General features: G+C 68.1%; 12 protein-coding genes. 9 read left to right on the top strand and 3 right to left on the bottom strand.

Annotated features, from left to right (window positions below; translation table 11 throughout):
• The first annotated feature begins 1 nt into the window (after position 1).
• The gene (locus tag HY049_15640; GenBank protein ID MBI3450333.1) at positions 2-922 is read left to right on the top strand and encodes a HEAT repeat domain-containing protein; all 921 of its coding nucleotides are present in this window, start codon (positions 2-4) and stop codon (positions 920-922) included.
• Positions 923-932: 10 nt separating this feature from the next.
• Here the strand turns inward: HY049_15640 and HY049_15645 are convergent, their stop codons facing one another.
• Together HY049_15645 and HY049_15650 are read right to left on the bottom strand one after the other, a co-directional pair.
• The gene (locus HY049_15645) at positions 933-1,262 is read right to left on the bottom strand and encodes a hypothetical protein (protein ID MBI3450334.1); all 330 of its coding nucleotides are present in this window, start codon (positions 1,260-1,262) and stop codon (positions 933-935) included.
• A gap of 125 nt (positions 1,263-1,387) precedes the next feature.
• On the bottom strand, positions 1,388-3,493 hold the full coding sequence (locus tag HY049_15650; GenBank protein MBI3450335.1) for a FecR domain-containing protein: 2,106 nt from the start codon (positions 3,491-3,493) through the stop codon (positions 1,388-1,390).
• A gap of 340 nt (positions 3,494-3,833) precedes the next feature.
• On the opposite strand from HY049_15650, the gene HY049_15655 reads away from it, so the two are divergent.
• From HY049_15655 to HY049_15690, 8 genes are all read left to right on the top strand, one after another.
• Positions 3,834-4,778 (top strand): cyclic nucleotide-binding domain-containing protein, encoded by a 945-nt coding sequence (locus HY049_15655; GenBank protein MBI3450336.1) that lies wholly within the window; start codon positions 3,834-3,836, stop codon positions 4,776-4,778.
• A 13-nt stretch (positions 4,779-4,791) separates the two neighbouring features.
• Entirely contained in the window at positions 4,792-5,319 is a 528-nt protein-coding gene (gene def / locus HY049_15660) for a peptide deformylase (protein MBI3450337.1), read from the top strand.
• An 11-nt stretch (positions 5,320-5,330) separates the two neighbouring features.
• Complete coding sequence (locus HY049_15665) at positions 5,331-6,275, top strand: methionyl-tRNA formyltransferase (protein ID MBI3450338.1); 945 nt, start codon at positions 5,331-5,333, stop codon at positions 6,273-6,275.
• 12 nt (positions 6,276-6,287) lie between these two features.
• A complete protein-coding gene (gene rsmB / locus HY049_15670) occupies positions 6,288-7,706 on the top strand; it encodes a 16S rRNA (cytosine(967)-C(5))-methyltransferase RsmB (protein ID MBI3450339.1) in 1,419 nt (472 codons plus the stop codon).
• Positions 7,707-7,970: 264 nt separating this feature from the next.
• Entirely contained in the window at positions 7,971-9,389 is a 1,419-nt protein-coding gene (locus HY049_15675; protein MBI3450340.1) for a replication-associated recombination protein A, read from the top strand.
• A gap of 50 nt (positions 9,390-9,439) precedes the next feature.
• Positions 9,440-11,173 (top strand): DNA topoisomerase VI subunit B, encoded by a 1,734-nt coding sequence (locus HY049_15680; protein MBI3450341.1) that lies wholly within the window; start codon positions 9,440-9,442, stop codon positions 11,171-11,173.
• Positions 11,173-12,258, top strand: coding sequence for a DNA topoisomerase IV subunit A (locus HY049_15685; protein ID MBI3450342.1), 1,086 nt, complete (start codon positions 11,173-11,175; stop codon positions 12,256-12,258). Before HY049_15680 ends, HY049_15685 begins: the two co-directional genes overlap by 1 nt.
• Positions 12,259-12,423: 165 nt before the next feature.
• The gene (locus HY049_15690) at positions 12,424-12,897 is read left to right on the top strand and encodes a hypothetical protein (GenBank protein ID MBI3450343.1); all 474 of its coding nucleotides are present in this window, start codon (positions 12,424-12,426) and stop codon (positions 12,895-12,897) included.
• 153 nt (positions 12,898-13,050) lie between these two features.
• Here HY049_15690 and HY049_15695 read toward each other — a convergent pair whose 3' ends face one another.
• Positions 13,051-13,551: a hypothetical protein gene (locus HY049_15695; protein MBI3450344.1), complete on the bottom strand. Its 501-nt coding sequence runs from the start codon at positions 13,549-13,551 to the stop codon at positions 13,051-13,053.
• Positions 13,552-13,576 lie beyond the last annotated feature (25 nt).

Below are 13,576 nucleotides of genomic sequence, written 5' to 3' on the forward strand. Positions count from 1 at the left end.
CATGACCCGTGCCGAGGCTCCGGCTCTCCGCGTCTTTCTGTGCGCGGCGCTTGCCGTCATCGCCGCGTGGGCCGGCGCTCCGGCGGAGGCCGACGTCCGGCCCCTCACCCTCTTCCAACGCGTCGGCCGATCCCCATGGGTGTTCTTCGGCCAGGTCAAGAGCTCGGACAAGCGCTTCGTCTCGGTGAGCGTCGTCGAGGTTCTCAAGGGGTCCTACGCGCAGCCCGGTCTCCGTGTCATCTACAAGCTCGAGAACTTTCTCCGCAAGTCGTACGAGGACCGCATCGAGTTCCACGCGGGCGAGCGCGGCGTCTTTTTCCTGAAGCGCTACGAGACCGACCGGCCGGACGGGAGGCTCGAAGACTGGATGAAGGCGGACGATCTCTTCGCGTCGTCGTTCGGGGCGCAGGGGAGGTTCGTGCTGCCGGAGGAGGGGGGCGGCGCGTACGTCGAGGCGATTCGCGAGTTCGTCCGCGCCTCGGGCCTCGCCGATCCTCCGGCCGAAGAGGCGGCCATCCTCGGGTTCTTGGATTCCCCGAACCCGCACATCCAGCAGGCCGGGCTCGAGCAGACGATCGAACGCCGGCTTGCCGGCCCGGCCCAGACGGAGCTTCTCCTGCGTCTCTCCGAGAGCCCGCGGGAGCCCGTGCGGCTCGACGCGCTTCAAATCCTCGGCCAGGTTGCGGAGGATCTCCGGGCGTCGGGCGGGCGGCTCGAGGATCAGGCCGATATCGTCAACCGGCTCAAGGCCAAGGTGATCGGCGACGGGGGGGATCTTTTCCGGGCCGAGGCGGTGAAGGTCGTCGCGGCTCTCGGGGGCGCGGACGAGCGGGCTTTCCTCGAGCGCCTGGCGAAGGACGATGCATCGCAACTCGTGCGCTACGAGGCCGGCCGTGCGCTCTCGGCGATGGGATCGCGCTGACGGTCTGGCGTCAGTTGTTGGAGATCGCTCGCACGTCGACGGAGTTGGATCGGATCTTTTCGCCGTTGTTGAGGTGAAGGATCAACTGGTACCGGTAGATCCCCTCGTTCGAAAGCTGAATCGTCTTCTGGTAGGCGTGCTCGATCACCGTATCCGTCGGCGCGTGGAGACACTTCGTGTCTTCCGTGGAGCGCATCACCTGGCCGGCCCCGGTCTCGCCGGTCCATTCCACTCCGGCGTGGCAGAACCGCGTGTCCGCCTTCTCGACCCCCTCGAGCCGGCCGTAGAGCGTCACCGTCAGCGGCAGGAAACCATTCCGCGGGTTCACCTGAAGTGTCAACGTGGGCCTGTCCGTCGGATGAGGAGGGGGCGCCGCTTTCTTCGAAGAAGCGGCGCCCCCGGCGAGGGGCTGCGTGAGCAGCGCGAGGGCGAGGAGTGTCGCGGCCGTCGCGTGGGGCTTCAGGGTTACTTCCTGTGTCCGCCGCCCTTTCCCCTCTCGGCCGCCTGCGGCCGGGGGGTCGGGTGCGAGGGAGTCTGGGAGCTTCTCACTCCGGGAGAGCCGGCGCCCGTCGGCCGGCTCGGTCTCGGCGAGTATCCGCCGCCCGGCGCGCCGCCTGTGGTCGGGTGGTTCGGGCGCTGGGCGAATTCCCGTCTCTGCGAGCCAGGCTGTGCCGGGCGGTCCGGCATCACGAACTGTCCGCCCGAAGCGTAGCGGCCCACGTCGGCCCGGGGATGCGGGGCAGGACCGGAATCGGTGGGGCGGGAGGTGGCTCGTGGATCCGCCTGAGGCGGCCGAGCGATTGAGCTCTGTCCTCTATTGCCATCCTGTCGGGCCGCATTCGGGTTATCCGCCGTGGAGTCGTTGATCTGCTTCTCGCCGGGCGTCCATGGGTTGATGGCGGTGGATCGACGCCCCGATTCCGGCAGCATCCTCAGCGGCGGGTGCATCGGCCGACCGGTCGCCGGCGACGCCGGCTCATCCGGCGCGACGGCGGACGGTCGCATCTGCCGAGCGACTCCTGGCGACTGCGAGTAACGGGCGGATCTCCACTTGAAGTCGACGGGTCGCGAGTCGAGGCCGCGCGGTCCCGCCGCCCTCGGAGTCGAGTCGCTCGATCGCCTCATCGAGGCCTGGTGCTCGAGCGTCGCGCGGCGGTAGGTCTCCTTCTCGCGGACGCTGAATGGAGCTGCCGTGCTCGACCCCGCGCCCAGCGGCTGGCGCGCAGGGCCGAGGCGGGCATCCACGACCGCACGGCGGTAGGAGGTCGCGCCCGTCAACTCGGGGCGCGCGCCGGCCCTCCAGGAAGGATTTCCCCTCATCGGCACGGCGTTCTGCTCCAGGCGGTACCGCGCGACGTCGGAGTAACCGTACGTGTGATGGTGGACGCCGTTCGAGTACAGGTACGTGTGCGGGACGTAGACGAACCCGAAGCCGCCTCCGGCGATCACGACAGGTGAGTTGTAGTAGCCGAGCGGACACCAGCCGTAGTAGCTCGGGCCCACGGACCACGAGACGTACGCACCCGAGTAGACGATTCCCGGCGCCCAGAACCAGCCGAGTCCGAGGGCCCACTGCCAGCGACCGTAATGGTACGGCGCCCAGCCCCAGGGTTCGGATGAGACCCACGTCGCGCCGATCGGTGCGTTGTACCAGGAACCGTAGTAGTAGGGCCGCCAGTCGGGGGCGACGCCGGCGGGCTGCCACACCCAGCCGTAGTTGGAATCGTCGCGCCAAGTGCCGTAGCGGTTGAGCTCACCGGCGTACGGAGCGACCTGATCCGGAACCTCGGGCCTCGGACCGCGGCGGCTGTCGGCGGAGGCGTAGCTGTCGTCCCGGCTCTCGACCCACTCGTCGAACGGATCGCGATGAAGAGTGTTGAACGCTCGCGCGTCGGAGGGGCGGCGTCCTGGCTCCGCGGTCGCGCGCTCGCCGCTGTGCGCCATGACCGAGACGTCGTCCGCGAGGATTTCGGCGACGCCGCGGTACGAGGCGACCGTGGACACGCCGTCGACGCCGACGTCGAGGCGGAACGAGCCGCCGGAGAGGAGGAAGACGGATCCGGCCGGGGTGTCGATCTGGAACCGGCGACTGTGCGCGTCGAAGTTGTCCGCGCGAACGTAGAGGCTGCCGTTCATCAGGCGGATGAGCGTGGTGTCATCGAAGCTGGCCTCCCGATCGGCGAGATTGAGGAGCGAGAGCCTGGAGTTGCGATCGAGTCGAAGGAGGGAGCCATCCGCGAGCTGGATTTCGAGGCGGCCGTCCTCGCCGGTCCAGACCTGATCGCCCGGCATCAGCGGCGAGTTGACCTCGAGATGGACGTCCTGGCTCGCGTTCTCGTCCTCCCGCTTGAGGGATATCCCGCCCTCGAATTCGCGCAGCCGCGCGTAGGTGGCGCCGCGGGCGGGAGCGACCGCCGGCTGATCGTCGCCGGGGGCCGTGCTCGAGGCATCGACCGTCGCGGCGGCGGTCGCCCCAACGTCGTCGTGCTGTTGCGCATGAGCCGGAAGCGCCGCAAGGAAGAACAAGGGGAGAACCGCAGTGCCTGCGAGAACCGCTCGCTGAGTTCTCATGGTGACCGACCTCTCATCCCCCGGCGTTCACGACGCCGGACAACTGGCATCGTAGCGAGAGGTGTGCCACATAGCTCGTCAGAATTACTTACTTGTTTCCATGAAGTTGCAGGGCCGTGTTACGCCGTGCCTGTCACCCGTTCCGTCTACCGGGCTGCGCTCCTGTCTATTCCCGGGGACGGCGGCCGCGTCAGGCGCCCGATAGTACGCCGACGATCCCGATTCGTCCACACGTTTCGCGTCTGTTGAAAGGGTCAGGATCCCGTGGTACGTTCCGTCTCCGTCTTCCATCCTGCCGAGGCCGGGCCAATCCCTCGAGCGCGACCGAAGGAGCGGGTTCATGGCTTTCTGGAGCAAGGACAAGGGCGAGAAGGAGGCCCCTCTCGATCCCTCCGCCTACGTCGCCCGGAAGGAGTATCCGAAGGCGATAGCCGCCTACCGGGCGCAGATCTCGGCCCAGCCCAAGAACTACGTTCTGAGGCACAAGGTTGCCGACGTCCTGTGCCTCGCGGGTCGTGAGAAAGACTCCCTCGCCGACTACTCGGCCGCCGCCGACGGATACCAGGAGGAAGGCTTCCTCATCAAGGCCATCGCAATCCTGAAGAAGATGCAGAAGCTCGATCCGGGCAACGCCTCGGTCGAAGCGCGTCTGACCAAGCTCTCGGTGCTTGGCTCCTCCGCCTCGGCGGCCGTCGCCTCTCCGCTCCTGGACCTCTCCTCCCGCGCCGGCGAGGACGACGGGCGGGATGAGCTGTCGCTGGACATGGAGGCGATCGACGACCAGCCGTCCATTCCCGTCGCGCCCATGGACGAAGGGCCGTCGCCACCGGGCCCGGCCAACCTCCTCGCGACGCCGCTCTTCTCGGACCTGACCCCTGACGAGATGAAGGGGATGATCGGGCGGCTGCGCCACCGCGACTTCGCGGCCGGCACCGTCCTCGTGACCGAGGGAGAACCCGGCGACTCGCTCTTCGTCCTCAGCCAGGGGCGCGTTCGCGTGACGACGCGCGGGCCGAAGGGGAAGGCAGTCGATCTCGCGGAGCTGAAGGAGGGGGATTTCTTCGGCGAGGTCTCGTTGCTGACGGGAAGGCCACGGACCGCGACGATCACGAGCCTCGAGGATACCGAGGTGCTCGAGCTGAACAGGGAGGATCTCGTGGAGCTCGAGAGAACCCACCCCCGCGTCACGGCGGTCATCCGTGAGTTCTACGAGAAGCGCGTCGCCTCGACGGTCGAGGCGATGATCCAGGCGGCGAGGCCGCCGAAGCCCACGAGCCGGGGCTGAGCCCCCCCACCGCATGCCGGTCCGCCGCATCGTCAAGTTCGGAGACCCCGTGCTTCAGGCGCCGACGGCGCGCGTCGCGCACATCACGGACGAGATCCGTGATCTGGTGCGCGACATGTTCGAGACCATGTACGCCGCCCCGGGCGTCGGGCTGGCCGCGAACCAGGTGGGGGTCGGCCTGAGGATCGCCGTCATCGACACCAGCGTCGGTGAGGACCCGGACGCGCGCATCGTGATGATCAATCCCGAAGTCATCTCCTCCTCGGGAACTCAGGTGGACGAGGAGGGATGCCTCAGCATTCCGGGATTCACAGAGTTCGTGCAGCGTCCGATGAAAGCCGCCTTCCGCGCCCTCGACCTCGAGGGTCGCGAGTTCACGATGGAGGGAGAGGGCTTTCTCGCGCGCGCGATATGCCACGAGACCGATCACCTCGACGGCAGGCTCTACATCCACCGGCTCGGGGGGATCAAGCGCAGCCTCATCACGAAGCGCATCCGCAAGTCCGTGGACGCCGGCGATTGGGAGGAGGTCTATCCTTGAGAGTCCTCTTCATGGGGACTCCCTCCTTCGCCGCCGCCTCGCTCCGCAGGCTCCTCGGATCCCGGCACCAGATCGTGGGAGTCGTCTCGCAGCCGGATCGGCCGGCGGGCCGGGGTTTGTCCGTGCGCATTCCCGAGGTGAAACGGGTCGCGCTCGAGCATTCGATTGCAGTCCTCCAGCCGGAGAAAATCCGGGGTGAGGAGTTCGTCGGCGAACTCCGGCGCCTGCAGCCCGACGTCCTCGTCGTCGTGGCGTTCGGCCGCATCCTGCCCCCCGCGGTCCTCGCGGCGGCGCGCCTCGGCGGCGTGAACGTCCACGCTTCGCTGCTTCCGAAGTACCGCGGCGCTTCGCCGATCGCGTGGGCCATCGCCTCCGGTGAGACCGCGACGGGAGTCACCACGATGAAGATGGTCGAGAGGCTCGACGCGGGGGACATCCTCCTCCAGCGGTCGACGCCGATCCAGCCGGCCGAGACCGCGGGCGAGCTGGGGGTTCGTCTCGCGGAGATCGGCGGGGCGCTCCTCGTCGAGACGCTCGACGCCCTCGCCGCGGGGACGCTCGCCCTCCTCCCGCAGAACGAAGCGCTCGCCACGTTCGCACCCGTCCTGGCCAGAGCGGACGCGCGCGTCGACTGGACGCAACCGGCGCCGGTCGTCGAACGCCGCGTGCGCGCGTTCAATCCGTGGCCCGTCGCTTTCACGCGCGCCAGGGAGAAGGAGATGCGCATCCTCCGTGCGCGGGCCGTTTCCGGGGATGCCGGCGATCCCGCGGTGCCCCCCCGGGGGGGCGTGGTCCCGGGATCGGTGATCCACGCCGGGGCCGACGGCGTCCGCGTGGCCTGCGGCGGCGGATCGGCGCTCGATCTCGTCGAAGTGCAGCCGGAGGGACGCAAGAGGATCACGGCGGCCATGGCGGCTGCGGGGAGATATTTCACGTCCGGCGACCGGCTCGTCTGACCGAGGGGCGTGATGGGGCAGAGCGCGATCCCACGCCCAGGACAGCGCGGCCGCGCGCTCGCCTTCGACATCCTGAGGCGCGTCGAGCGACAGGGGGCGTTCGCGTCCATCCTCCTCCAGCACGTCGGTCGCGCGATCCCGGACCGCGAGGTCGCGCTCGCGACCGAGCTGGTCTACGGCACTCTGAGGCACCGACTTCACGACGAGTACCTCCTCGCAAGGTTCGCCGAGCGGCCGCTCGCCGAGATCGATCCCGAGGTCGCGATCCTCTTCCGCATCGCGACCCATCAGATCCTCCGGCTCGATCGAATCCCCGAGCGGGCCGCGGTGCACGAGGCGGTCGAGGCGACACGAAAGCTCCGGGGCGGCGGCGCCGCGACGGCGCCGCAGCGCGAGGGGGCGGCGCGCTTTCTCAACGCGGTGCTGAGGCGCCTGTGCCGCGAGAAAGAGTCGCTGCCGCTCCCACCGGTGCGGAACGACGAGGCCGACTCGGATCACGGCGCGGCAGTCCGCGCGCTCTCGATCCGGCGATCGCATCCCGAATGGCTCGTTCGCCGGTACCTCGACCGACTCGGGGCCGCCGAGTGCGACGCGCTCCTCGCCGCGAACAACCGGCCGGCGCCGATGGGCGGGCGCGTCGATCTCGCGAGGGCCACCCTCGAGGAGGCGGCGCGAGCCCTCGCGGCCGAAGGGGTCGAGACGGTGCCCTCGACGCGCCTCCCCTCGTTTCTCCGCGTCACCGGGGGCGTGCCGCACAAGACGGTGGCCTTCCGGCGGGGGTGGATTTACGTGCAGGACGAGGCGTCCGGAATCGTGCCGCATCTCGTCGCGCCCCTCGCAGGCGCGCGCGTCCTCGATGCGTGCGCTGCTCCCGGCGGCAAGACGCTGGCGCTCGCCCGTATGGTCGGTGGTCCCGGCCTCGTCGTCGCCGGAGACGCTCACCCGGCGCGCCTCGATCTCGTCGCGGCCAACGCGCGCCGTATGCGGGTCGCCAACGTGAGGTGCGTGGCCGGGGACTTCTCGGTCTCGCCGCCGGTCGCGGGGCCGTTCGACGCGATTCTCGTCGACGCGCCGTGCTCCGGGACCGGCGTTTTCCGGCGCGACGTCGAGCTTCGCTACCGCCTCACGGAGGGGAACCTCGCCGTGCTGGCGCGACGGCAACTCGCGCTGCTCGAGGTCCTCGCGCCGCTCCTGCGCCCGGGGGGGCGCCTCGTCTACTCGGTGTGCAGCCTCGAGCCCGAGGAGGGGCCCGACGTCGTCGCAGCCTTCCTGGATCGACGGGCGGGATTCCGGCGCGTCGATCTCGCCCCCGCCCTGTCCGCGCATCCCGATCTTTTCGCGCCGGACGGGACGTTCCGCACGGCTCCGCACCGGAACGATCTCGACGGATTCTTCGCGGCGGGGATGGTGAGAGTCGGAGGCGCCTCCTGAAAAAAGAAAAGGCAGCGCGGCCGCGCTGCCCTTCCCATGGAGGTGCACCAGCGCGGATCGGCAAGACGAGCCTCGTGGATCATCCAGGAGACGGGGTTCGTGCGCCGATCGCGATGGCTGTTGGACGGCAGGATTCTCGACCAATGCCACCGGCGGTGTCAAGCGAATCAAAGTTCTTGGAATCAGCCATCTTCCGCGCGTGGCGGCGGGAGACCCGGGCCCGTTGACACCTTCGATGGAGGCCATCTAGCATTCTCGGCACCGATGGCCGACACCCTCTTCCCCGAGCTCACGCCGCCTCCGCCCGGTCGATCAGGGCGCCCCTCGTCGCGCGCGCGAGCCTCGGGGCCGGGGAGCGGCGAGCCCTCTCCGAATGCGCCGCTCGCGGATCGGATGCGACCCCGGGATCTCGAGGAGCTTCAGGGTCAGGGCGACATCGTGGGCCCCGGGAAGCTCCTCCGGAAGGCGATCGAGGCGGACGAGCTCCGGTCCGTGATCCTCTGGGGGCCGCCGGGGACGGGCAAGACGACGCTCGCCTCGATCATCGCCCGCCACACCCGCGCGGTCTTCGTTCCGTTCAGCGCCGTCCTCTCGGGAATCAAGGAGATTCGGGAGGTCATGGCCGGCGCCGAGGCGGAGCGCCGCGCGACGGGCCGGCGCACGATCCTCTTCGTCGACGAGATCCACCGGTTCAACAAGGCGCAACAGGACGCCTTTCTCCCCTACGTCGAGAGCGGCGACATCGTCCTCATCGGCGCGACGACCGAGAACCCGTCGTTCGAGATCAACTCCGCGCTGCTGTCGCGATCGAAGGTCTACGTCCTCAAGCCTCTCGGCGAGCAGGAGCTCGTCGAGATCCTGCACCGGGCGCTTCGAGACGAGCGCGGCCTCGGTCTCCTGAGGGTCCGCGCCGCGGACACGGTCCTCGCGGAAATCGCCCGGCGATCGCAGGGGGACGCGCGGTTCGCGCTGAACACCCTCGAGCTCGCGGCGGCCGCGGCCCCTCCCGCCACCGACGCGGGACGCGACGTCACCGACGAGATCCTCGCCGACGCTCTGCAGAGGACCGCTCTCTACTACGACAAGTCGGGCGAGGAGCACTTCAACATCATCTCGGCGCTCCACAAGTCGATGCGCTCCTCCGATCCCGACGCCGCCGTCTACTGGCTCGCGCGAATGATCGAGGGCGGAGAGGATCCCCTCTACGTCGCGCGGCGCGTGGTGCGCTTCGCCAGCGAGGACGTCGGAAACGCCGATCCCCGGGCGCTCGCCGTCGCGATGGCGGCGAAGGAGTCGATGCACTTCCTCGGGCTGCCGGAAGGGGCGCTCGCCCTGGCGCAGGCCGTCGTCTACTGCGCGACCGCGCCGAAGAGCGACGCCGTCTACCGGGCGTGGAACGAGGCGGTGGCCGACATCCGCGCCGGGAAGGTGGAGCCCGTGCCGCTGAACATCCGCAACGCCCCGACGGGGCTCATGTCGAGCCTCGGCTACGGCGGCGGCTACCAGCACGCGCACGAGTTCGAGGACGGCGTTACCGACATGGATCTGCTCCCGCCGATCGTGAGCGGGCGGAAGTACTACAGGCCGGGGGATGCGGGCTACGAGAAGACGATCCGCCAGCTCATGGAGCATCGCGACGAGGTCCGGAAGAAGCGCGGCGCGGTGAAGAAGTCGCGGGAGTAGATGCTAGACTCCGCGCCGCCTTTGACGCGTTGAGGGAGCGGGCCGAGCGGATGGCGAAGAAACAGGCGGGCCGGAAGGCCGCTGTCGCGACGAAGAAGACCGGGGGGAAGAGCGCCGCGAAGCGCACGCAGCTCGATCTCTTCGCCGGCGAAGGGGCTGCCGTCTCCTCGAAACAGGCTCCCATCCCCGCGCCGGCGCCCGTGCCGGCCCCGGCCGCGCCGGCGAGATCGGTGCGTCGTGAGAACGCCGAATCGATGGCCTCGCGCCAGCGCGAGATCTCGGTGTCGGAGTTCTTCACGAAGAACCGCCACCTCCTCGGCTTCGACAACCCCGCGAAGGCCCTCCTCACGGCGACGAAAGAGGCGGTGGACAATTCCCTCGACGCCTGCGAAGAGGCGGGGATCCTCCCGGACCTCGAGATCGTGATCGACGAGATCGAGGAGGAGCGCTTCCGTCTCACGGTCACCGACAACGGCCCGGGGATCGTCAAGAACCAGATTCCGAGGATCTTCGGCCAGCTGTTGTACGGATCGAAGTTCCACGCGTTGAAGCAGTCCCGCGGACAGCAGGGAATCGGCATCTCCGCCGCGGGCATGTACGCGCAGCTCACGACCGGGAAACCCGTACGCATCGTCTCGCGCACCGCCAGGGGAAAGCCCGCGCACCAGTACGAGATCGCGATCAACACCGCGAAGAACGCGCCGCAGACGATCTCCGAGGGGGTCGTCGAGTGGGATCGGGACCACGGCACGCGCGTGTCGATGGAGCTCGCGGGCGTCTACAAGAAGGGGAGGCGATCGCTCGACGACTACGTCGCGCAGACCGCCCAGGCCAACCCGCACGCGGAAATCGTCTATCGATCGCCGAAGGGTGAGGAGTTCCGCTACGAGCGGATCGCGAACGAGCTCCCCAAGGAGCCTCTCGCGATAAAACCTCACCCGTACGGCGTCGAGCTCGGCATCCTGATGCGCATGATGAAGGAGTCGCGCGGGCGCAGCGTCGCGGGCGCGCTCCAGTCGGATTTCTCGCGCGTCTCGTCGAAGGTCGCCACCGAGATCTGCCAGGCGGCCGGTGTGGCCCCGGGAGGCAGGCCCGTAAAGCTCACTCCGGCGGAGGTCGAGCGGATCTTCAAGGCGATCCCCAAGATCCGCATCATGAGCCCGCCGACGAACTGCCTGAGCCCGATCGGCGCCGAGTTGATCGAAGGGGGGCTCCGGAAGTCGATCGCGGCGGAGTTCTACGCCGCCGCGACGCGATCCCCGGCGGTCTACCGCGGCAACCCGTTCCAGGTCGAGGTGGGGCTCGCGTACGGCGGTCAGCTCCCGGGCGACGAGCCGGTCGACCTGTGGCGGTTCGCGAACCGCGTGCCGCTCCAGTACCAGCAGTCGGCATGCGCCATCACGCGCTCCGTCATCACGACCGACTGGAAGAAGTACGGGCTGCAGCAGGCTCGGGGCGCGCTTCCGGCCGGGGCGATGGTCCTCTTCGTCCACATCGCGTCCGTCTGGGTCCCCTTCACCTCCGAGAGCAAGGAGGCGGTGGCGACGTACCCCGAAATCGTCAAGGAGATACGCCTCGGCCTCCAGGAGTGCGGCCGGCGCCTCGGGGCCTTCCTCAGCCGGCGCCGCCGTCTCGCCGAGGAGGAGAAGAAGAAGTCCTACATCGAGCAGTACATCCCGCACATCGGGATCGCCCTGCGCGAGATCCTCGGGTTCAACGCGAAGGACGAGGCGAAGCTCGTCGCCGTCCTCAAGGACACCCTGGAGAGGAGCCGGACGATCTGATGGCCGACAGCACCGTCAAGAAGATCAGGGATCAGGCGGCCGACGTGCAGCGTAAGATCCTCAAGGGCCAGAAGCCCACCATGAAGTTCCCGCTCCGCGCCCTCTCCAACGTGAAGTACGATCCGAAGGCGGGCTATTTCGAGATGCGCGGGCGCAAGAAGGAGCGCACGCTCACCGTCTCGACGGTGAAGACCTTTGCGCAGACGCTCCGCATGATGGCCTTGTCGAAGGAGCTGGTCGAGCAGGACGACATCGCCACGAAGAGAGAGGCGTACTACGTCTCGAAAAACTGGGAAGCGGCTCGCTTCCTCGAGCAGCCCGAGTCCGACGCCGTGATGGACGACGTCGAGGCGCTGTTCCAGATCAACCGCGAGCAGCTCGGCTTCGTCCCGGAGGAGAAGGGGGGGGAGGTCGCCGGCAAGCTCTTCATCATCGACCGCGACACCGAGACGAAGAAGCTCCTGCGCATCGACTGCACGAAATTCGGCTCGGGGGCCTACTCGATCCCCATCTCGGTCGAGCACCTCAAGTTCGAGACCGACGCGAAATTCATCCTCGCCATCGAGACGGCCGGCATGTTCCAGCGGCTCGTGAAGCACGGCTACTTCAAGCACGCGAATTGCGTCCTCGTATCGATGGGAGGCGTGCCGACGCGGGCGTGCCGCCGGTTCGTCCGGCGCCTCGCCGATTTCAAGAAGATCCCGGTCTACGTCTTCGTCGACGGCGACCCCTACGGCATCAGCAACATCTACCGCACGCTGAAAGTCGGCTCGGGGAACGCCGCGCACCTCAACGAGTTCTTCTGCGTGCCGCAGGCGCGGTTCATGGGCATCACCCCCCAGGACATCGTCGATTACAAGCTCCCGACTCACCCGCTCAAGGACGTGGACGTGAAGCGCGCGCGCGACGCGATCAAGAACGACCCGTTCTTCCAGCATCACAAGGAGTGGGTCAAGGCGATGAACCACCTTCTCGACATGGGCGTCCGTGCCGAGCAACAGGCCCTGGCCAAGCACGGCCTGAACTACGTCATCGAGACGTATCTTCCCGAGAAGCTCGCCCACACGGAGAGGTTTCTGCCGTAGGGGAGGCCGCCCCGCCGCACCCCCTTCCTTCGTCGTATTGATTGTCCCGATCGGCAAAAAACTCTTGCTGCGCAAGGCCTAGCGTAACTTGACGTCTTTGTGTTTTTGAATATGTTGTTTCTGTGAATGACATATGCAATCAATCGGGCGGTGAGCGGAGGCGGCATGTACACGAAGCGTCGATGGATCGCAGCGTTGCTCGGGCTTCTCGGCGGGGTTTGCTTCGCGACCGGCGTTCGCGCCGACATCGCGTCGTTCACCGAACCACCCCAGGCCGAGCGGATCACGGCGCGCCACGTGATGCTGCGGGCCGACAGGATCTTCGGCTTCGCTCCCATGACGATTCGCCTCTCTGGAATGCTCCAGGAGCCGGACGGAAACCTTTCCCCGATGAAGGGTGGCCAGAGGGTTCGCATCGTCGTCGAGTCGCCCTTTCTCCGCGTGCAGAGCAGCGGAAATTTCCTCCCTCTGGTGAGCGACACGCACTACGAGGCGCTCTCGGTGGGTCCGGATGAGCCGACGGCGTTCCAGCGCTCGATGGAGATCCGGAAGCCCGGCACCTATTCGTTCCGCGTTCAGGTGCTCTCGACCAACGGAGAGGTCCTCAACTCGAACGAGGTCAGCGTCAAGGTTCTCTAGCGTCCTTCCAGTTAGGCCGGCCGGGCGGCTGACTTGGGGTGGGTGGACCGGCGGCGCGCGTAACCCGGATCGTGCGCCGCCCATACAGGCTCGGGTCGGGCGGACCCGGGCCACATGGGGGGGGCGGCGGGTGGCCGCCCCCCCCTCTTCTTTTCAGCGTCCTTCGCAGGACGCCTGCAAGTCGTACGCGGGATACCAGCGCTCACCTTCCGCGCCGGGCATTCTCACGAGGTACGCCGGCGTCGAGGAGCCCTGGGGAAAGCGGTGCGAATCCTCGAACCGGACGACGCTGCCGAACTCCCTCCCGGAGGCGACATCGACGAGAGTTTGCCCGGGCTGGAAGCTCTTGCGGGATCTCAGGTACCCGGGCCCGTAGATTGCGGCGAGAATCGCGATGAAGACGACCACCGTCGCCGCGAGCGTGACGGGACTCTTGAGCGGATCCGGCCGCTCGAACCCTTCCCGATCGTAGGCGGCCTTCTTCGCGGGGTCCTTCAGCGTCTCGTACGCTTCCTCGATGCGCTTGAGGTGCGGGCCGTTCGCGTCCTGCCGCACGAGCGCGTACGAGAGCCGGATCTCGTCGGGGGGCGCCTCCGGGCTGACCTTCAGAATCCGGTAATACCCCTTGAGATCGAGAGGTTTCCTGGGCGCCATGGCGCGCCTCCCGCTACTTCCGGCC

This window comes from Acidobacteriota bacterium (genome assembly GCA_016195325.1).
Taxonomy (GTDB): domain Bacteria; phylum Acidobacteriota; class Polarisedimenticolia; order JACPZX01; family JACPZX01; genus JACPZX01.